This window comes from Shinella sp., from assembly GCF_035998705.1.
Taxonomy (GTDB): domain Bacteria; phylum Pseudomonadota; class Alphaproteobacteria; order Rhizobiales; family Rhizobiaceae; genus Shinella.
This window is the reverse complement of record NZ_DASYHH010000029.1, coordinates 97,554-116,481: the sequence shown is the minus strand read 5'-3', so window position 1 is coordinate 116,481 and position 18,928 is coordinate 97,554. Positions and strand designations below refer to the sequence as shown.

Genomic DNA, 18,928 nt, shown 5'->3' with positions numbered 1-18,928 from the left:
GCGACCTCCCCCCTCAAGGGGGAGGTAGGGATCAACGTCCGCCGATCACGCCGATATAGTCGGAGACCCAGCGGTGGTAGGGCACGCACTCGCTTTGGCTTTCGCACTTGGCGACCGGCGTGCGCCAGAAGTGGATCTTCTCGAAGTTCTCGAAGCCGTTGGTCTTGCAGCCTTCGTCCGTCAGCAGCGCATTGCCCTTGCAGGCGGCCGGAACCGAAGGCACGGCGCCGAACCAGGCGGCGGCGTCACCCTGCACCTTGGCGGAGAGCGAATGTTCCATCCACATATAGGCGCAGTTCGGATGCTGGCTTTCGGCATGCAGCATGGTCGTGTCCGACCAGCCGGTGACGCCCTCTTCCGGGAAGGTCGAGGCGATCTTCTGCTTTTCCGCCTGCATCAGGTTGACCTGGAACGGCCAGGAACCGGACGCCACGACGCCTTCGTTCTTGAAGTCGTCGATCTGGATCATCGCATCGTGCCAGTAGCGGCCGACCAGCGTGCGCTGGACGCGCAGCAGGTCGAGGGCGGCCTTGTACTGGTCTTCGTTGAGCTCGTAGGGATCCTTGATGCCGAGGTCCGGCTTGTGCGCCATCAGGTATTGCGCGGCGTCGGCAATGTGGATCGGGCCGTCATAGGCCTGCACGCGGCCCTTGTTCGACTTGCCGTCGGGCAGGGTCATTTCCTCGAAGACGACGTTCCAGCTCTTCGGCGCCTCGTCCTTGAAGGCATCGGTGTTGTACATCAGCACGTTCGGGCCCCAGAGATAGGGGGTGCCGTAGTGCACGCCGTTGACCGTGTGCCACGGCGCGTTCTGCAGGCGCTCGTCGATGGTCTTCCAACTGGGGATGAGGTCGGTGTTGATCGGCTGGATGCGCTTGCCCGCAACGAGGCGCAGCGACGCGTCGCCCGAGGCGGTGACGAGGTCGAAGCCGCCTTCGTTCATCAGCGCGACCATTTCATCCGACGTCGCCGCGGTCTTCACCGAGACCTTGCAACTCGTCTTCTTTTCGAATTCGGTGACCCAGTCGTAGTTCTTGTCCGTCTCGCCGCGCTCGATATAGCCGGCCCAGGCGACGATGGACACCTCGCCTTCGCCGGCGCCAAGCTCCTTCAGCGGCTCCTGGGCGAGGGCGGATGCGGTGAAGGCGAGCGAAAGGGTGAGCGCGGTGCAGGAATGCAGGATTCGCTTCATGTCAGTCTCCCGGTGTGATCCGCTTGTCTGCGGTATTGTTCCCGAAAGAAAAGGTGCCGCGATTTCGCCGCTTTCGCAAATCCATAAATCAGAATGTCGCTATCGGAAATTCCGAAACCGGAGATATTATCTCCCCCGCCCGCTGCGCAGAGCTTCCGCCAGCCCGACGAAATCCCGCGCCGCCTGCGGCAGGCTGGAGCCCTTGCGCCAGACCATGCCGACCTGCACCACCGGCAGCGCGCCGGAAACGTCGCGGCTTTCGATGCGGTCGCCTTCCAGCGACCAGGGGCGGTAAACGAGGTCGGGCAAGAGCGCGATGCCGGCGCCGGTGGCGACGAGGCTGCGCACGGCTTCGACCGAGCGCGTGCGGAAAGCGACGTGCGGGCGGGCGCCGAGCGCCGAAAGGAGCTTGCCGGTGTTCTCCTCGATTTCGTCGACCGTCAGCATGATCAGCGGTTCCTTGGCGATATCGCTGACGGAGATGATATCGGCGGAGACGAGGGGATGGCCGATCGGCAGCCAGAGCCGATAGGGCGAGGTCTCGATGATTTCCGCCTGGAGCGCCATGCGGTCGCGCAGGTTCGAGATGACCATGACCGCGACGTCAAGCTCGCCGCCGACCAGCAGGTGCTCGAGATAGGAGCCGTTGTCCTCGATGGCGCTGACATCGATGCCGGGAAAGGCGCGGCGGTAGCGCGAGAGCAGGTCCGAAAGCACGTAGCCGGCGACGAGCGAGGTGACGCCGAGATTGAGCTGGCCTTTTTCGGCCGTGCGGTTGTCGGAGAAGGAGCGGCGGGCATCCGAGACATTGGACAGGATCTTTGTCGCGTGGCGGAGGAACTGGTGGCCGTTATGCGTCGTGGTCAGGCCGCGGGGGTGGCGATCGAACAGTTCGACGCCGAGATCGGATTCGAGTTCCTTGATCGCCTCGGTGATCGAGGATTGCGAAATCGAGAGGTTTTGCGCCGCGCGCGTCACCGAACCCTGTTCCGCGACGGCGACGAAATATTGCAATTGCCGGAAGGTGAATGCCATGGCGGCAGTTAATATGGCCGGGTCGGGCGAGGCAAGCGGCGAAAATTCCTTGGGAAAGCCGCTGACGCGACAGGTCTTGTTGCGTATCCTGGTTATGATGCCGGCAATCGACGAGGAGTTGCCATGACCGGACGTCCCATGCCCAGCGAAGCGGGCATTCTCGCCTTTCACAAACGCTGCGAGGATTTTTATCCAGCCGATGCCGTCGACGCGGATATCACCCAGCAGCGCGCCTGGTACGATGCGCTTTGCGCCGTCTTCGATGCGCCGGCACCGGCGGGCATGGTCAAGGCCGACGGGCTTGTCGCGAAGCGTATCCCGGTCCGCCGCTACCGGCCGGCCACGGTGTCGACCGAGACGCGGCTGTTCTACATTCACGGTGGCGGTTTCGTCGTCGGCTCGCTCGAGAGCCATGATGCGATCTGCGCGGCGATTTCCGAGGCGGCGGGGGCCGAGCTCGTCTCCGTCGATTACCGGCTTTCGCCGGAACACATCTGGCCCGCCGCCTTCGACGATTGCTGGGCCGTGCTGATCGACCTGCTGCGGGAGCCGCATCCCGTCGTCGTCATCGGCGACAGCGCGGGCGGCAATCTTGCGGCCGGCATCGTATTGCGGGCGCGCGACGAGGGGCTGAAGGGCATTGTCGGGCAGGCGCTGATCTATCCGGGCCTCGGCGGCGATCTCGTGTCGGGCTCCTATGCGGAGATGGCCGAGGCGCCGGGGCTTTCGACGGCCGATGTCGGATATTACCGCGAGATCTACAAGGCGCCGGAGGATGACGTGCACGCCTTTCCGCTCCGGTCGGAAAACCTGGCCGGCCTGCCGCCCGCCTTCATCACCGGCGCTTTTTTCGATCCGTTGCGCGACGATGCGCGGGCCTACGCGGCGCGCCTCGTGCTCACCGGTGTGCCGGTGGAATTTCGTGAGGAGAAGCAGATGATCCATGCCTGGCTCCGGGCGCGCTTCATGAGCGAGGGGGCGAAGGCCGGTTTTGCGGCGCTGTGCGATGCCGTGCGCAGGATGGTACAGCCATGAGCGCCGTTGCCGATCTCGACGTGCTGCTCGCCACCATGGAGCCCGCGCTGGTGGAGGGCAGCTTCGTCTATGCCAGCGTGCCGGCCGGCGCGCTTGCGGCGCATCTGTCGCGCGGGCCGATCGGGCTTTTTCGGGAGGAGGAGGGCATCACGCTGATCCTGCCGGCAGATTCTGCCGAAGGCCTTGCCGCCAGCCCGCCGATGCGGATGATCACGCTAACCGTGCATTCCTCGCTGGAGGCCGTCGGCCTGACGGCGGCCTTCGCCACGGCGTTGACCGTGGACGGCATCAGCGCCAACGTGGTTGCCGGCTACCATCACGACCATATATTCGTGCCGGAGCGGGATGCCGAACGGGCGCTCGAAACCTTGCGGGCCTTGTCCCGTGCGGCGCGTGAAAAGGGAGAAGCATGATGAAGGTTCTGCGGTTTGCCGGTGTCGCCCTGGCGTTCGGGATGTTTGCGGCGGGGCCGTCGCTGTCCTTTGCCGAGGATGCGGCGGTGCCCATTCCGGCCTGCGCGCTCTCCGGCTCAAAAAGCGTCTTCATCGGCGGCGCGCCGGCGCTTCGCCTGTCCGACGTGGTGAACTGCCCGCCGGAGCTCTACGAGATCGTGTCGAGCGTCATGATCGAGGGCCAGCCCATGGTGAAGTTCCGCTCGGGCGTCGGCGAGAAGGGTAACTGCACGGCGCGGGGCGATGAGACGGTGAGCGTCGAAGGCGGATCCGCCAGCCGGCTCGGGGATGTGACCTGCACGCAGAATTGAGGGATTGAAGCCCACCGGAGTTTGTTGGCAAGGCCAACCCCATCCTCTCCGTCATCCTCGGGCTTGACCCGAGGATCCACTCTTTGCGTCGAGTGATGGGTCCTCGGGTCAAGCCCGAGGATGACGGAGGAGAGGTTTTCGGGCTTTTGACAGGCGTCAGTGGCGGGTGACAAAGTCACCCGCCCGCTTTGTTCAGTTGCCGGCGCTTTCCATGCGGCGGGTCGTCAGCACCTTCTCCAGCCAGCCGATTTCCATTTCGGGAACCGATTTCAGCAGCAGGTCGGTGTAGTCGTCGAAGGGCGGCGAGAGCACCTTCGATTTCGGGCCGAAGCGGACGAGTTTTCCCCGGTGCATCACGGCCACGCTGTCGGCAATCGCGCGCACGATGGCGATGTCGTGGGTGATGAACATGTAGGAGACGTGGGTCTCGTCCTGGAGTTTCAAGAGCAGCTTCAGGATGCCTTCGGCCACCAGCGGGTCGAGGGCGGAGGTCGGTTCGTCGCAGAGGATCAGTTCCGGCTGGGCCGCAAGTGCACGCGCGATCGCCACGCGCTGCTTCTGGCCGCCGGAGAGTTCTGCCGGATAACGGTCGGCGAAGCGGCCGCCCATTTCGATCTGCTCCAGCAGTTCCTTCACCCGCTCGGTCTTCCTGGCGCCGCGCATGCCATAGTAGAAGGTGAGCGGACGGCCGACGATGTCGCGCACCGTCTGGCGCGGGTTCATCGCCGTGTCGGCCATCTGGTAGATCATCTGGACGCGGCGCAGCTCGTCGTTCGACCGGCCCTTCAGTGCCTTCGGCAAGGGTTTGCCGTCGAAGCTGATCGTGCCCTCCTGCGGCGGCAGCAGGCCGGTGATGACGCGGGCAAGGGTGGATTTTCCCGAGCCCGATTCGCCCACCACCGCCAGCGTCTGGCCCTTCGGCAGGTGCAGGGAAACGTTCTGCAGCACCTTGAAGCCGTTGGAATAGCCGGCCGTGATATTCTCCACCTTCAAAAGCGTGTCCGACTGGTCGGGCGCCTCTTCGCGCTTGGTGCCGCGCACGTTGACCAGCGCGCGGGTATAGTCCTGCGTCGGCGCCTCGATGATCTGCTTCACCGAGCCGTATTCCACCATCTTGCCGTGCCGGAGCACGAGGATGTCATCCGTGATCTGCGCCACGACCGCAAGGTCGTGGGTGATGTAGAGTGCTGCCGTATGCGTCTCCTCGATAGCGTGCTTGATGGCGGCAAGCACGTCGATCTGGGTCGTCACGTCGAGCGCGGTGGTCGGCTCGTCGAAGACGATGAGTTCGGGATTGGGGCAGAGCGCCATGGCGGTCATGGCGCGCTGGAGCTGGCCACCCGAGACCTGGTGCGGGTAGCGCTGGCCGAAGGTTTCGGGGTTCGGCAGGCCGAGCACCTTGAACAGGTAGAGCGCGCGCTTTTCCGCGTCCGCACGGCTCATGATGCCGTGTTTCAGCGAGGCCTCGATCACCTGTTCGCCGAGCCGGTGGGCGGGGTTGAAAGCCGCTGCGGCGGATTGCGCGACGTAGCAGACCTTTGCGCCGCGCACCTTGCGGATGCCGTTGGGGCCGAGCTTCAGCAGGTCCTGCCCGTTGAGCAGCACCTCGCCGCCGGTAATCCGCACCCCGCCGCGCCCATAGGCAAGCGCGGTGAGGCCGATCGTCGACTTGCCGGCGCCCGATTCGCCGATGAGACCGAGCACCTTGCCCTTTTCGACGTCGAAGGACACGCCCTCGACGAGGGTGACGGTGCGCGGCGGCTCGCCCGGCGGGTAGCTCGTGGCCTCGATCTTCAGGTTCTTGACGGAAAGCAGATCATTCTTAGGCAAAGATTCAGGCATCGCCGCGCCCTCCCTTGAGGCTCGAGGTGCGTTTCATCAGCCAGTCGACGACGAGGTTGACGCAGATGGCGAGCCCCGCAATCGCACCGCCCGGAATGAGGGCGGCCGAAATGCCGAAGATGATGCCGTCCTTGTTGTCCTTCACCATGCCGCCCCAGTCCGCTGCCGGCGGCTGGATGCCGAGGCCGAGGAAGGAGAGGGTGGAGAGGAACAGGATGGAGAAGGCGAAGCGCAGGCCGAATTCGGCCAAGAGCGGCGAGAGCGTGTTGGGCAGGATCTCCCGGAAGATGATCCAGCCCGTGCCTTCGCCGCGAAGACGCGCCGCCTCGACGAACTCCATGACGGCCACGTCGAGCGCCACGGCGCGGCCGATACGGTAGACGCGCGTTGAGTCGAGGACCGCCATCACGAGGATGAGGATCCAGAGCTGCTGCGGCAGCACGGCGAGCACGACGAGCGCGAAGATCAGCGTCGGGATCGCCATCATCAGGTCGTTGAAGCGCGAGAAGACCTGGTCGATCAACCCGCCCGTCACCGCCGCGATGAAGGAGAGCAGCATGCCGAGCGAGAAGGACAGCACGGTTGCCGCCAGCGCAACGAAGATGGTGGTGCGGGCGCCGAAGATCAGCCGCGAGAACAGGTCGCGGCCGAGATTGTCCGTACCGAGCAGGTAATCGCCGCCCATCGGCTGCCAGACGGAGCCGACGATCTGGCTTTCGCCATAGGGGGCGATGAGGGGGGCGAAGACGCCGCAGAAGAGGGAGAGCGCGATGCCCAATATGCCGACCCAGGCGCTGACGGGAATGGAGGAAAGTCTCATCGCGGGTGCCTCAATCTGGGGTTCGCGATGATCGCAAGGATATCGGCGAACATGTTGAGGAAGATGTAGAAGGCGGCGAAGATCAGGCCGCAGGCCTGCACCACCGGCATGTCGCGCACCGTCACGGCGTCGACCATGTACTGGCCCATGCCGGGATAGACGAAGACCACTTCCACGACGACGACGCCGACCACGAGATAGGCGAGGTTGAGCGCGATGACGTTGATGACCGGCGCCAGCGCATTCGGTGCCGCATGTTTCGCGATGACGCGAAGGCTGCCGAGGCCCTTGAGTTCGGCCGTCTCCACATAGGCCGACGACATGACGTTGAGGATCGCGGCCCGGGTCATGCGCATCATATGGGCGAGCACGACGAGCACCAGCGTTGCCGTGGGCAGTGCGATGGCGGAGAGGCGCTGGCCGATGGTCATCGATTCATAGACCGTCGCGGGGAAGGTCGCGACGCCCATCTGCACCGCGAAGAACAGGATCAGCAGGTAGCCGACGAAGAATTCAGGCAACGAGATCGCCGCAAGCGAGATGACGTTGATGATCTTGTCGGGCAGCCGGTTTCGATATTGCACCGCCAGCATGCCGAGGCCGACGGCGAGCGGCACGGAGATGATGGCCGCGAAGAAGGCGAGGAACAGCGAATTGCCGAGGCGCTTGCCGATCTGCTCGCTGACCGAGTTTTTCGAGGCCCAGGAATTGCCGAAATCACCCTGGATGGCGCCGCCGAGCCATTTGACGTAGCGGGTGGTGGCCGGCTGGTCGAGGCCGAGATCCTTGCGGATGTTCTCGATCGCCTGCGGCGTGGCGGACTGGCCGAGATAGGTCGTGGCGAAGTCGCCGGGCAGGGCTTCCACGCCCCCGAAGATCATCAGGGACACGGCGAAGAGCAGCGCCACGCTGAGGGCGAGGCGTTGCAGGATGAGCGCAGCGAGGGGGCTGCTCTTGCTGAATTTCGCCCAGAACGAAGGGTTTCCGTCGTTGAAGGGGGTTCCAGTGGACGCAACCGACCCGGCAACGCCGACAGACTGCGGGGCTTCGCCCGCAGTCGTCGTTGCTGTCAGCTCCGGACCGTGCGCCGGTCCGCCGCCGGTCATCAGGCGTCGAGCCACACGCGGGTTGCGACATAGCCGTTCGACATGTCGTTGCCGATATCGTGCACGTAGCCCTTCACGGTCTTGCCGCAGGCGTTCACGAAGTCGTTGAACATCGGCAGGATGAGGCCGCCCTCGTCACGCACCATCATGGCCATGGTGCGGTACATGTCCTTGCGCTTGGCCTCGTCGAGTTCCGAGCGGGCCTCGAGCACCATCTTGTCGAAGTCTTCGCGCAGGAAGCGCGTGTCGTTCCAGTCGGCCTTCGAGAGATAGGCGGTCGAGTACATCTGGTCCTGCGTCGGACGGCCGCCCCAGTAGGAGGTCGAGAAGGGCTGGACGTTCCAGACGTTCGACCAGTAGCCGTCGCCGGGCTCGCGCTTCACTTCGATCTCGATGCCGGCCTTCTTGGCGCTCTCCTGGTAGAGAACGGCAGCGTCCACGGCGCCCGGGAAGGCGACATCGGACGTGCGCAGCAGGACCGAGCCGCTGTGGCCCGACTTCTTGTAGTGGAAGGCCGCCTTGTCCGGGTCATAGGCGCGCTGTTCGATGCCTTCCGGGAAGAGGGCATAGGTCTCGTTGATCGGAAAGTCGTTGCCGACCTTGCCGTAGCCGCCGAGCACCTTCTCCAGCATCGTCTCACGGTCCATCGCGTATTTCAGGGCGAGGCGCAGGTCGTTGTTGTCGAACGGCGCCGTGTTGCAATGCATGATGAACACGTAGTGGCCGCGGCCTGAAGTGGAGAGGATTTCCACGGTCGGCGCACGCTTCAACAGGTCGACGGTCTTCGGATCGACGCGGTTGATATAGTGCACCTGGCCGGAGGAAAGGGCTGCGATACGGGCGGTTGCGTCGTTCATCGCGATCATTTCGATCGTATCGACGAAGCCGCGGTCCTGGCGCCAGTCGTCCGCGTTGCGCTCGAAGGTGGCGCGCACGCCGGCTTCGAAGCTGGTGACCTTGTAGGGGCCGGTGCCGATCATGGCGTTCGGATCGTCGAGGCCGCCGTTCGGCTGGATGACGAGGTGGTAGTCGGTCAGAAGCAGCGGCAGGTCGGCATTGCCTTCCGTCAGCACGAGCACCAGCTTGTCGCCGTCGGCCTTGATTTCCTTGATCGACTTCATGACGCCGAGCGCACCCGATTCCGACTTCTCGTCGGTATGGCGCTGCAGGGTCTTGATGACGTCGTCGACCGTCAGTTCCTTGCCGTCGTGGAACTTCACGCCCTTGCGGATGGTGAAGGTCCAGGTCGATGCATCGGCGGACGGTTCCCAGGATTCGGCAAGCGCCGGCACCGGCGTGCCGGTCAGCGGCTCGGATTCGACGAGCATGTCGCCCCAGTTGCGGCCGACGACGAACATGAACTGCGAGAGCGCCTTTGCCGGGTCCTTCGAATCGGTCGCGGCAGCGCCTTCGAGGCCGAGCTTGAGAGCCCCGCCGCGCTTCGGCTCCTGCGCCTTGGCAGCGGTGTCGAACATGGTGCCGGCGACGGCGAGCGTGATGCCGAATGCAGCGGCACGGCCCATGAATTCGCGGCGGTTCATCTTGCCGAGCGTGACCTGGCTGGTGAGGTATTTGGTGTAGTCAGTCATTCCCCTGTTCCCTTTGCTGGCCCTGAAGTGGGCAATTGTTATTGTGATTGGCAGAATTTCTGTTTTTGGCCTCCATGGCAACCTCCCGTCTGACTTTTGTGACGGTGGCGGTGCCTGTTCTCGTCTCCCGGAAGCCTCCTCTTCCTGCCGAGCAGCGGCCTTGGTCCATAAAGCTATGCAAATGCAGGGCGTCTGTAACGCCCTAATTTATCTTGTTCTTCCACAAGCCAAGCTTATGGAAGGTCGCAGGCCGCGCCCGATGCAGGGGCGCGGCCGCTATCGTCCCTTCCAGACGGGATCGCGTTTTTCGGCGAAGGCGCGTGCGCCTTCCAGCTGATCCTGGCTGGAATAGAGAATGTCCACCGTCTTGAACTGCCGGCGGGTGATCTTGTTCATGGTCGTCTGAAACGTCTCGCCTTCGGCGGCGCGCACCACTTCCTTGATGGCGGCATAGACCAGCGGCGGGCCGCTTTCGAGCAGGCGGGCGAGCTCCCATGCCCGATCCAGAAGCTTGTCTGCCGGCAGGATTTCGTTGACGAAACCCCAGCGATGCGCCTCCTCAACGTCGAGCCAGCGGCCGGTCAAAAGCATGTCCATGGCGATATGGTAGGGGATGCGCTTCGGCAGCTTGATCGAGGCGGCATCCGCCACCGTGCCGGAGCGGATTTCCGGCAGCGCGAAGGTCGCGTGTTCGGCGGCGAGGATCAGGTCGGTCGAGAGTGCGATTTCCAGCCCGCCGCCGCAGCAGATGCCGTTGACGGCTGATATGACCGGCTTGTTGAGATCACGCAGCTCCTGCAAACCGCCGAAGCCGCCGACGCCGTAATCGCCGTCGACCGCGTCCCCCGCGGCCGCGGCTTTCAGGTCCCATCCCGGACAGAAGAATTTTTCCCCCGCGCCGGTGATGATGGCGACGCGCAAGCTGTCGTCGTCGCGGAAATCGGCAAAGATCTTGCCCATGAGGCGGCTCGTCACGAGGTCGATGGCGTTGGCCTTCGGGCGATCGATCGTGACTTCCAGGATGCCGCCTTCGCGGCGTTGCAGGATCGGTCCGGTCATGGGTTTTTCCTTAGACGGATCAGCGCGTCGGCCGCGACGACACCGTCGCCGGCTTGCAGCACCATTACGGGATTAACGTCCAGTTCTTCGATTATTGAAGCGTTTGAAACGACATAGGATGCCGCTGATGCGACGGCGGCGACAAGAGCGTCGATATCGCCCTTCGGACCGCCGCGATAACCGTCCAAAAGCTTCGAAATCTTCAGCCCGGCGATGGCCTCGCGGATCGCCTTGTCGTCGGTCGGCAAGGTCAGGATGGCGGAATCTTCGAGCAGTTCGACGAGGATGCCGCCTGCACCGATGGTCAGGACCGGACCGGCGACAGGATCGCGCATCGCGCCGACGATGAGTTCGGCAACGGGTTTTCCGACCATCTTTTCGACGAGGAAACCGGAGGCGACGCCCGCCATGGCGTTGGCCGCATCGAACACGGCGTCGCGGCTGGCGAGGTTGAGTTTCACGGCGCCGGCCTCGGTCTTGTGCGCGACACCGAGGCCCTTGAGCACGACGGGGAAGCCGAGGCTTTCTGCGGCCCTGACCGCCTCTTCAGCGGATTCGGCGGTGACGCCTTTCGGCACCGGCAGGCCGTGCGCGGCGAGGGCCTGTTTGGCTTCATGTTCGGTGAGGGTGACGGCTTCGCCTTCGCCGGCCGCGGTCTTCAGCAGCGGCGCGGGCAGGGGTTTTGCCCAGGTCTCGCCGATGCCGGCGGCGGCTTCGGCGGCGGCGAGCGCCTCCTCGATGCCGTAGAAGGGCACGACGCCGTTCTGCATCAGCATCTCGGCCGTTGCTTCCGGCATGTTTTCACCCATGCTGGCGACGATGCCGGCATTCGCTCCGGTCGCCTTCGACGCATCGATGACGGCGTGGCAGGTGGTGATCCAGTCGGCGGCGTCGCAGCGGTCGAGGCGGGGGAAATCGAGCACGACGAGGTTCAGCGCATAGCCGCCCTGCATCATGGTCGAGAAGGCAGCGGTCTGCTTCTCGCGGTTGCCCCAGACGAAGGTGTGGTAGTCAAGCGGGTTGGAGATGGTCACCATCTGGCCGAGCGTCTCGCGCAGCGGCTGGCGTTGTTCCGGCTTGAGTTCGCGGTAATTGACCTTCCGCTTCACCCCGGCATCCGCCATCAGCGAGGCCTCGCCGCCGGAGCAACTCATCGACGAGATGTCGTAATTTGTAAGCGGACCTGCGACATGCAGCAGTTTCAGCGTTTCGAGCAGTTCGGGCAGCGTTTCGACCCGGCCGATGCCGAGGCGGGCGAGCAGCGCGGAGGAGACCGCATCGTTGCCAGCGAGCGAGGCGGTGTGCGAGACGGTGGCGAGCTGCGCCTGCTCCGATTTACCGACCTTCAGCGTCACGACCGGCTTCTTCAGCTCGCGGGACCGCAAGGCAAGACGCTCCAGCGATTCAAGGCTGTCGAAACCCTCGATATGCAGGCCGACCGCGGTGACGCGGGGGTCTTCCAGCACGGCGCAGGCGAGGTCGGCGAGGCCCGTCTGCGCCTGGTTGCCGGCGGTCAGGATATAGGCGAGCGGCAGGCCGCGCTGCTGCATGGAGATGTTGCAGGCGATGTTGGAGGACTGCGTGAGGACCGCGACGCCCTTGTCGATGCGCAGCATGCCGTGCTGGTCGGGCCAGAGCAGCGCGCCGTCCAGCATGTTGATGAAGCCGTAGCAGTTCGGCCCGAGGATCGGCATGTCGCCGGCCGCTTCCACCAGCGCCTTCTGCAGGTCGTCGCCATCGGCAAGCTCGCTGACGGCCTCGCGGAAACCGGAGGCGTAACACACCGCGCCGCCGGCGCCGCGCGCCGAGAGGTCGCGGATGATGCTGATGGTCAGTTCGCGGTTGACGCCGACGAAGGAGGCATCCGGTGCGCCCGGCAGGTCGGCGACGGAGCGGTAGCATTTGCGCCCGAGGATTTCCTCCTCGCGCGGATGCACCGGCCAGATCTCGCCGGAAAAACCCATCTTGTCGCACTGAAAGATGACGCGGCGCGCCTCCTTGCCGCCGAAGACGGCGATGGATTTCGGGCGGATGAGGCGGTCGAGGGGGCGGGTCATGGGGATATCTCCCACGCGGCTACCCCCCTCTGCCCTGCCGGGCATCTCCCCCTCAGGGGGGGAGATTGGATGGAGCGACGTCCAGCCCCTCTTTGGCGCTGCAATTTGAGCAAGGTTCGCGCCTCTAGCCAATCTCCCCCCTTGAGGGGGAGATGCCCGGCAGGGCAGAGGGGGGTAATACGGGCAAAACCTGCCATCCTCACGCCCCCAGCGGCCGGAGCAGGTCGCGGCTGATGATGTGCCGCTGGATTTCCGAGGTGCCGTCCCAGATGCGTTCCACACGCGCATCGCGCCAGAAGCGGGCGAGCGGCAGGTCGTCCATCAGGCCCATGCCACCAAAAATCTGGATCGCCTCGTCGGTGACGCGGGCGAGCATTTCCGTGGCGTAGACCTTTGCCGACGCGATCTCGCGGTTCGACGGCAGGCCCTGGTCGAGGCGCCAGGCGGCCGACAGCGTCAGGAGGTCGGCGGCGTCGATCTCGGTGATCATGTCGGCGAGCTTGAAGGAGACGCCCTGGTTCGCGCCGATCGGCTTGCCGAACTGCTTGCGCTCGGCGGCGTAGTTCAGCGCGTAGTCGAAGGCGCGCCGCGCCCGGCCGACGGAGGTGGCGGCGACGGTGAGGCGGGTGGCGTACAGCCAGTCGTTGGCGATGTCGAAGCCCTTGTGCACCTCGCCGAGGATCTGGGCGGAGGGCAAGCGGCAATCGTCGAAATTCAGGATGCAGTTCTTGTAGCCGCGGTGCGAGACCGACTCGTAGCCGTCGCGGATTTCGAAGCCGGGCGTGCCGCGGTCGACGAGGAAGCAGGTGATCAGCTTCTTCTTGCCGCGCGGCGTGTCTTCCTCGCCGGTGGCGATGAAGACGATGACGAAATCGGCGATGTTGGCGTGGCTGATGAAGTGTTTCGTGCCGTTGACGATCCAGTCGTCGCCGTCCTGTCGAGCGAAACATTTCATGCCGCGCACATCGGAGCCGGCATCCGGCTCGGTCATAGCGAGCGCATCGAACTTTTCGCCGCTGACGGCGGGCAGCAGGTAGCGTTCGCGCTGCTCGTCGTTGCAGGCCATCAGGATGCCGGAGGGGCGGCCGAAGAAGACGGTGAGCGCCATGGAGCCGCGGCCAAGCTCGCGCTCGACGAGGGTGAACGAGCCATGGTCAAGGCCGGCGCCGCCGACCTCTTCCGGCATGTTGCAGCCGAAGAAGCCGATGTCCTTGCACTTGCGGGCGATTTCCCGGCCGAGTTCCGGCGGCACATGGCCGGTGCGCTCGACCTCGTTTTCGTGCGGATAGATTTCCGTTTCGACGAAGGAGCGGACCGTGTCCACGATCATCTGCTGTTCGTCGGTCAATGCGAAATTCATGGAAAAATCCTCCCCGTATTCTTGTCACGCAACGCGCGCCGTCACTTATGCTTCTGCCCGACATGCCGGCCGACACCCTCAGGCGCCGGCAGCCTGGCATGGGCTTCAGCAATCTCGGCAATCTTCGCCAGCACGTCCGCCGGAGCGTCGACGCTCTTGCCGGCCTTGCTGTCGACATGCAGCGCCATCTGCTCGGCGGTCGCGATGACATCGCCGGTCGCCGCGTCATGGATGCGGGTGAAGAAGTGCAGCCGCTTGTTGTCGGAGGAGAGAAGCTGGAGCGTCGTATAGAGCGCCTGGCCGAGCTTGGCCTCGCCGAGATGGCGGATGTGGGTTTCCACCGTGTAGTAGCTGTGGCCGGCCTCGACATAGGCGAAGTCGACACCGATCAGCCTGAGCAGCGCATCCATCGTATCGCCGAAGAGCTGGAGATAGCGGTGCTCGGTCATGTGGCCGTTGTAATCGACCCAGGCGGCGTTGACCTTGGTGTCGACGAGGCGCAGCGGCTCGGCGGCGGAGACTTCGACCCTCGCTTTGCCGGCCTTCGACCAGAGGTGTTCCTCGAACTCGGCGAGCAGCTTGCCGGCACCCCAGCCCTTGCCGTCGTCGCCGGCCTTCAGCGCATGCATGATGCCGACGAGGTTCTGGTCGCGGATGCGCTCCAGATCGCGGATGCCGCGGGCGCCGGACTGGTCGTCCGACTGCCGGGCGATCTTTTCCACCAGTTCGTCGTTGAGATCGACGACGTCGGTGAGCTTGGTCCAGGGCCAGGAGAGGCAGGGGCCGAACTGGGCGAGGAAGTGGCGCATGCCGGCTTCGCCGCCGGCGATGCGGTAGGTCTCGAACATGCCCATCTGCGCCCAGCGGATGCCGAACGAATAGCGGATCACGTCGTCGAGCGTCTCGGTGTCGCAGATGTCGTCCTTGATCAGCCAGAGGCCCTCGCGCCAGACGGCTTCGAGCAGGCGATCGCCGACGAAGGCCTCGATCTCCTTCTTGATGATCACGCCCTTCATGCCGATCGGCGCGAGCTTCGCCTTGGCGGCTTCGAGCGTCGCCTTGCTGGTCTTCTCGCCGCCGACGAGCTCGGCCAGCGGCAGCAGGTAGACGGGGTTGTAGGGATGCGCCACGAACAGGCGTTCGGGGTGTTTCATGTCGCGCTGGAGATCGGTCGGCATCAGGCCGGAGGTGGAGGAGCCGATCAGGGCGTCGGGTTTCGCGGCGGCGTCGATCTGGGTGATGACGCCGCGCTTCATTTCCAGCCGCTCGGGCACGCTTTCCTGAATCCAGTCAGCGTCTTGAACGGCGTCTTCCAAGCTTTTGCAGAAGGTGATTTTGCCCTTCGGCGGCAGCGGCGCCATGGTGAGCATGCCATAGGCGCGCTCGGCGTTGGCCATCACTTCGCCGATGATGCGCTCGGCTTCCGGATGCGGATCGAAAATATTGACGTCGATGCCGGCGAGCGCGAAACGCGCGACCCAGGCCCCGCCGATGACACCGCCGCCGATACAGGCTGCCTTGTTGATTTTGGTCATAAGGATACTGCCTTCATAATTCCTGATGTTCAGATGCGGCACCCCCCTCTGCCCTGCCGGGCATCTCCCCCTCAAGGGGGGAGATCGGATGGGGCAATGCCTTGCCCATTGCAAACGTCGCGGTTGAGACAGGGAGCCGGCTTCTTGCCGATCTCCCCCCTTGAGGGGGAGATGCCCGGCAGGGCAGAGGGGGGTAGACACCTTCCCCCCTCAACGCTTCGTTCCCGTCAGCCCCGCGGCGCCCGCTTCGTCAGTTTCAGCTTCTCGCGCACTTCAGCCGGGCCGATGATACGCGCGCCCATGCTTTCGACGACGTTGACGGCCTTTTCGACGAGCTGCGCATTGGTGGCGAGCTGGCCCTTGCCGACATAGAGGTTGTCTTCAAGACCGACGCGGACATTGCCGCCGGCAAGCACGGACGCGGCCGGATAGGCCATGGCGTTGCGGCCGATCGAGAAGGCGGAGAAGGTCCAGGACGACGGCACGTTGTTGACCATCGCCATGAAGGTGTTGAGGTCGTCGGGCGCGCCCCACGGAATGCCCATGCAGAGCTGGATGAGAACCGGGTCTTCGATGACGCCTTCCTCGACGAGCTGCTTGGCGAACCACAGATGGCCGGTGTCGAAGGCCTCGATTTCCGGCCGCACGCCGAGGTCCGTCATCATCCTGCCCATCGCGCGCAGCATGGACGGCGTGTTGGTCATCACGTAGTCGCCGAGCGAAAAGTTCATCGTGCCGCAATCGAGCGTGCAGATTTCCGGCAGGCATTCGGCGACGTGGCTGACGCGCTCGGTGGCGCCGACCATGTCCGTGCCGTTGGGGTTCAGCGGCAGCGGCTGTTCGGTATTGCCGAAAATCATGTCGCCGCCCATGCCGGCGGTGAGGTTCAGCACCACGTCCACCTCGGCGTCGCGGATGCGCTCGGTCACTTCGCGGTAGAGATCGTTGCGGCGGCTCGGCGCGCCGGTTTCCGGATCGCGGACGTGGCAGTGCACGACGGCGGCACCGGCCTTGGCGGCGTCGATCGCCGATTCGGCGATCTCTTTGGGCGAGCGCGGCACGTGGGGCGATTTGCCGGCGGTGTCGCCGGAGCCGGTGACGGCGCAGGTGATGAAGACATCACGGTTCATGGCTAAGGGCATGTGGTCTCTCCCAGAATTCTTATGGGGGACATTACGAGCCAAGAGGAGGCGCAGTGCTTTCACTTTTCGGATCTATCCTTGACAATTCGAGAGGTGAACACGCATGCTTTCGCCATGCTGGATCCATCCTCCGAGACACTCGACATCGACATTCTCGTTCTGCCCGAGACCAACCTCATCCTCGTCGCCTCGGTTATCGAGCCCTTGCGCGCGGCAAACCGCATCTCCGGGCAGGACCTTTACTGCTGGCGCATCTTCTCGCCGGATGGCCAGCCGATCGAGACGCGCAGCCGCATTCCCGTGCCGGTCGATGGCCTGTTCCGGCCGGAAAAGGAGACCCAGCCGCTTTTCGTGCTTTCCTCCTATCAATGGCAGATGAGTGCGACGCCTCTGTTGCGGCGCCAGCTTTCGCAGACGGCGCGCTATCGCAGCATGATGGCCGGCATCGAATCGGGCAGCTGGCTCTTGGCGCAGGCAAGCCTGCTCGACGGCCATTCGGTGACGATCCACTGGGAGGACATGGAGGAATTCGCCTCCGCCTTTCCGCAGATCGGCGTGGTGCGTGAGCGCTATGTCATCGACGGCAAGCGCATCACGACGGGCGGCTCATTGCCGACGCTCGACCTGATGCTGGAGATCATCCGTCGCCGGCAGGGTTATTCGCTGGCGCTCGAAGTGTCGCGGCTCTTCATCTACGAGCACGAGCGCACCGGCGGCCTGCTTCAGGTGCCGGCGCTCGGCAATATGCGCGTCGCCGACCAGCGGGTCAGCCAGGCGGTGCGGCTGATGGAGGAGACGGTGGATGCGCCGCTGACGCTGGCGCGGCTTGCCAAACGCGTCGGCATCAGCGCGCGGCATTTGCAGGACCTGTTCCAGGAATCGATGGGCGTGGCGCCGCACCAGCATTATCTGGCGCTCAGGCTCAATGCGGCCCGGCGAAAGGTCATCGAGACCAGAGCCGAGTTCGCCGACATCGCCGCGCTGACCGGCTTCAACTCCTCCTCCGCCTTCTCGCGCAGCTACCGGGCGCATTATCACGAAAGCCCGACGGAGACCCGGCGGCGGCTTCGGGCCGGGGCGAAGGGTTAGCTCTTCGCGAGCAAAGGCAGCATCGTTTCGGCTGCCTGCCGGGAGAGCGCATCACGCGGCCAGACGAGGCTCAGCGATTGTTGATAGGCCGGATAAAGCGGCAGCAGCGTCGGCGGCGGGTTGATGTTGGCGACGGAATGTTCCGGCAGCACGGAGAGATGGCCGTGGCGGAGCACGAGATTGATGATGACGGGGATGGAATCGACCTCGACCAGCGTCAGGCGTGACCGTTCTGCCGGTGTCAGCGTCGCTTCAAGGAAGCGGTCCGTCATCTGGCGCAGGCCGCTTCGCGGGCTCGGCACGGCGATGGGATAGCGCCGCAGCAGGGCCGCGAAATCCTGCCGCTCCGCCTCGTCCAGCGAGCGCGGGCCGGCGAGCGCCAGTTGCGAGCGGCCGATCAGTTGTCCCTCGAATTCGGCGGGGTAGTGGTCGGTGTCGAGCAGGATCAGGTCGAAGCGGCGGGTCTTCAGGCCGGAGACCAGGTCGTCCGCCGTGGTGGAGGAGAGGAAGAGCGGCTGGCGGGGCCGCGCCGCCCGCCATTCGACCGTCAGCCGCGCGAGCATGGCGGCGATCTCGCTTTCATGGCCGAAGGGGATGATCGTGCCGAGCCGCCATGTGGCGGCGCTGCGGCGGAAGCGTTCCGCCGAGGCGGCCGACAGCGCCTCCCATGCCGCGCCGATGCGCTCGGCAAGCGCCAGCGCTTCGAGGCCGGCCGGCGAGCAGCTGATCCCCGTCGCCGAACGCTCCAGCAATTTGCAGCCGAGCGCGTCTTCCAGATGGCTGAGCTGGCGGGTGAGTTGCGGCTGGCCAAGTCCGAGGCTTTTGGCGGCGCCGTTGATGCTGCCGGTTCTGGCAACGGTGGCGAAACGGGCGAGGGCGGAGAGCGAGATCGCATCGCGTGATCCCTCACCGAGCGCGGCAAGGGCGGCGGCGGCCTCCGCGATCTCCGCAAAGCGCGGCAGGCGCGTTTCGGCCTCCAGCGTCGGCACCAGCGCCTGGCCGTCGCGGCGCACCAGCGGCATGGACAGGCTGGCCTCGACGCGCCGGAGTGCGGCGCTGGCGCTGGAGGCCGGGCGGCCCATTGCGGCGGCTGCCCTGCGGATGCCGCGTTCTTCGAGAATGCTGTGCACAAGGCAGAGGGTGGACAGATCCAAGGGTGCGGTCCTTCGGTGCTCCGTTCAGTTCATAACATGGACCGTACGGATTTTGGGATATCTGTTTGCGCCGCGATGCGCATAACATCCATTTTCAGTTTCTACGCAATTCCGGACGAAAAACCGCTTCACACTTTTTCTGGAATTGCT

General features: G+C 64.8%; 16 protein-coding genes and 1 pseudogene. 4 read left to right on the top strand and 13 right to left on the bottom strand.

Going from position 1 to position 18,928, the window contains the following annotated elements; all coding sequences use genetic code 11:
- Positions 1–31: 31 nt before the first annotated feature.
- Complete coding sequence (locus VGN93_RS27535; protein ID WP_327510142.1) at positions 32–1,192, bottom strand: ABC transporter substrate-binding protein; 1,161 nt, start codon at positions 1,190–1,192, stop codon at positions 32–34.
- 126 nt (positions 1,193–1,318) lie between these two features.
- The gene (locus VGN93_RS27530) at positions 1,319–2,227 is read right to left on the bottom strand and encodes a LysR family transcriptional regulator (RefSeq protein WP_327510141.1); all 909 of its coding nucleotides are present in this window, start codon (positions 2,225–2,227) and stop codon (positions 1,319–1,321) included.
- 123 nt (positions 2,228–2,350) lie between these two features.
- Here VGN93_RS27530 and VGN93_RS27525 point away from each other — a divergent pair, with 123 nt between their 5' ends.
- Genes VGN93_RS27525 through VGN93_RS27515 form a run of 3 tightly spaced genes read left to right on the top strand, consistent with a single transcriptional unit; the run spans position 2,351 to position 4,025 of the window.
- Positions 2,351–3,262, top strand: coding sequence for an alpha/beta hydrolase (locus VGN93_RS27525; RefSeq protein WP_327510140.1), 912 nt, complete (start codon positions 2,351–2,353; stop codon positions 3,260–3,262).
- On the top strand, positions 3,259–3,675 hold the full coding sequence (locus VGN93_RS27520; protein ID WP_327510139.1) for an ACT domain-containing protein: 417 nt from the start codon (positions 3,259–3,261) through the stop codon (positions 3,673–3,675). Before VGN93_RS27525 ends, VGN93_RS27520 begins: the two co-directional genes overlap by 4 nt.
- Positions 3,672–4,025 (top strand): PAAR domain-containing protein, encoded by a 354-nt coding sequence (locus VGN93_RS27515; protein ID WP_319317242.1) that lies wholly within the window; start codon positions 3,672–3,674, stop codon positions 4,023–4,025. The genes VGN93_RS27520 and VGN93_RS27515 overlap by 4 nt, the downstream gene beginning before the upstream one ends.
- Before the next feature lie 192 nt (positions 4,026–4,217).
- On the opposite strand, the gene VGN93_RS27510 is transcribed toward VGN93_RS27515, so the two are convergent.
- The 10 genes and pseudogenes from VGN93_RS27510 to VGN93_RS27470 all read right to left on the bottom strand — a co-directional run bounded on the left by VGN93_RS27510 (position 4,218) and on the right by VGN93_RS27470 (position 16,535).
- Entirely contained in the window at positions 4,218–5,867 is a 1,650-nt protein-coding gene (locus VGN93_RS27510) for an ABC transporter ATP-binding protein (RefSeq protein ID WP_327510138.1), read from the bottom strand.
- Complete coding sequence (locus tag VGN93_RS27505; RefSeq protein ID WP_327510137.1) at positions 5,860–6,687, bottom strand: ABC transporter permease; 828 nt, start codon at positions 6,685–6,687, stop codon at positions 5,860–5,862. Before VGN93_RS27505 ends, VGN93_RS27510 begins: the two co-directional genes overlap by 8 nt.
- Positions 6,684–7,793: an ABC transporter permease gene (locus tag VGN93_RS27500; RefSeq protein ID WP_413818648.1), complete on the bottom strand. Its 1,110-nt coding sequence runs from the start codon at positions 7,791–7,793 to the stop codon at positions 6,684–6,686. The genes VGN93_RS27505 and VGN93_RS27500 overlap by 4 nt, the downstream gene beginning before the upstream one ends.
- Complete coding sequence (locus VGN93_RS27495; RefSeq protein ID WP_319317253.1) at positions 7,793–9,382, bottom strand: ABC transporter substrate-binding protein; 1,590 nt, start codon at positions 9,380–9,382, stop codon at positions 7,793–7,795. The genes VGN93_RS27500 and VGN93_RS27495 overlap by 1 nt, the downstream gene beginning before the upstream one ends.
- Before the next feature lie 276 nt (positions 9,383–9,658).
- Positions 9,659–10,441, bottom strand: coding sequence for a carnitinyl-CoA dehydratase (locus VGN93_RS27490; protein WP_327510136.1), 783 nt, complete (start codon positions 10,439–10,441; stop codon positions 9,659–9,661).
- On the bottom strand, positions 10,438–12,498 hold the full coding sequence (locus tag VGN93_RS27485; protein WP_327510135.1) for an acetate--CoA ligase family protein: 2,061 nt from the start codon (positions 12,496–12,498) through the stop codon (positions 10,438–10,440). The genes VGN93_RS27490 and VGN93_RS27485 overlap by 4 nt, the downstream gene beginning before the upstream one ends.
- A 199-nt stretch (positions 12,499–12,697) precedes the next feature.
- Positions 12,698–13,858: an acyl-CoA dehydrogenase family protein gene (locus tag VGN93_RS27480; RefSeq protein WP_327510134.1), complete on the bottom strand. Its 1,161-nt coding sequence runs from the start codon at positions 13,856–13,858 to the stop codon at positions 12,698–12,700.
- A 41-nt stretch (positions 13,859–13,899) separates the two neighbouring features.
- Positions 13,900–15,393: a carnitine 3-dehydrogenase gene (locus VGN93_RS27475; protein WP_327510133.1), complete on the bottom strand. Its 1,494-nt coding sequence runs from the start codon at positions 15,391–15,393 to the stop codon at positions 13,900–13,902.
- A gap of 16 nt (positions 15,394–15,409) precedes the next feature.
- A pseudogene (locus tag VGN93_RS31370) lies at positions 15,410–15,590 on the bottom strand (riboflavin biosynthesis protein RibD); the annotation flags it as partial.
- A gap of 30 nt (positions 15,591–15,620) precedes the next feature.
- Entirely contained in the window at positions 15,621–16,535 is a 915-nt protein-coding gene (locus VGN93_RS27470; protein ID WP_327510132.1) for a 3-keto-5-aminohexanoate cleavage protein, read from the bottom strand.
- A gap of 114 nt (positions 16,536–16,649) precedes the next feature.
- Here VGN93_RS27470 and VGN93_RS27465 point away from each other — a divergent pair, with 114 nt between their 5' ends.
- A complete protein-coding gene (locus VGN93_RS27465; protein ID WP_414714191.1) occupies positions 16,650–17,624 on the top strand; it encodes a GlxA family transcriptional regulator in 975 nt (324 codons plus the stop codon).
- On the opposite strand, the gene VGN93_RS27460 is transcribed toward VGN93_RS27465, so the two are convergent.
- Positions 17,621–18,778, bottom strand: a complete 1,158-nt coding sequence (locus VGN93_RS27460; protein ID WP_327510131.1) for a LysR family transcriptional regulator — start codon at positions 18,776–18,778, stop codon at positions 17,621–17,623. The genes VGN93_RS27465 and VGN93_RS27460 overlap by 4 nt on opposite strands.
- Between the last annotated feature and the right edge of the window lie 150 nt (positions 18,779–18,928).

Coding starts and splice junctions, on each gene's coding strand:
- VGN93_RS27535 (WP_327510142.1), bottom strand. CDS start 1,192: ATGAAGCGAATCCTGCATTCCTGCACCGCGCTCACCCTTTCGCTCGCC.
- VGN93_RS27530 (WP_327510141.1), bottom strand. CDS start 2,227: ATGGCATTCACCTTCCGGCAATTGCAATATTTCGTCGCCGTCGCGGAA.
- VGN93_RS27525 (WP_327510140.1), top strand. CDS start 2,351: ATGACCGGACGTCCCATGCCCAGCGAAGCGGGCATTCTCGCCTTTCAC.
- VGN93_RS27520 (WP_327510139.1), top strand. CDS start 3,259: ATGAGCGCCGTTGCCGATCTCGACGTGCTGCTCGCCACCATGGAGCCC.
- VGN93_RS27515 (WP_319317242.1), top strand. CDS start 3,672: ATGATGAAGGTTCTGCGGTTTGCCGGTGTCGCCCTGGCGTTCGGGATG.
- VGN93_RS27510 (WP_327510138.1), bottom strand. CDS start 5,867: ATGCCTGAATCTTTGCCTAAGAATGATCTGCTTTCCGTCAAGAACCTG.
- VGN93_RS27505 (WP_327510137.1), bottom strand. CDS start 6,687: ATGAGACTTTCCTCCATTCCCGTCAGCGCCTGGGTCGGCATATTGGGC.
- VGN93_RS27500 (WP_413818648.1), bottom strand. CDS start 7,793: ATGACCGGCGGCGGACCGGCGCACGGTCCGGAGCTGACAGCAACGACG.
- VGN93_RS27495 (WP_319317253.1), bottom strand. CDS start 9,382: ATGACTGACTACACCAAATACCTCACCAGCCAGGTCACGCTCGGCAAG.
- VGN93_RS27490 (WP_327510136.1), bottom strand. CDS start 10,441: ATGACCGGACCGATCCTGCAACGCCGCGAAGGCGGCATCCTGGAAGTC.
- VGN93_RS27485 (WP_327510135.1), bottom strand. CDS start 12,498: ATGACCCGCCCCCTCGACCGCCTCATCCGCCCGAAATCCATCGCCGTC.
- VGN93_RS27480 (WP_327510134.1), bottom strand. CDS start 13,858: ATGAATTTCGCATTGACCGACGAACAGCAGATGATCGTGGACACGGTC.
- VGN93_RS27475 (WP_327510133.1), bottom strand. CDS start 15,393: ATGACCAAAATCAACAAGGCAGCCTGTATCGGCGGCGGTGTCATCGGC.
- VGN93_RS27470 (WP_327510132.1), bottom strand. CDS start 16,535: ATGCCCTTAGCCATGAACCGTGATGTCTTCATCACCTGCGCCGTCACC.
- VGN93_RS27465 (WP_414714191.1), top strand. CDS start 16,650: ATGCTGGATCCATCCTCCGAGACACTCGACATCGACATTCTCGTTCTG.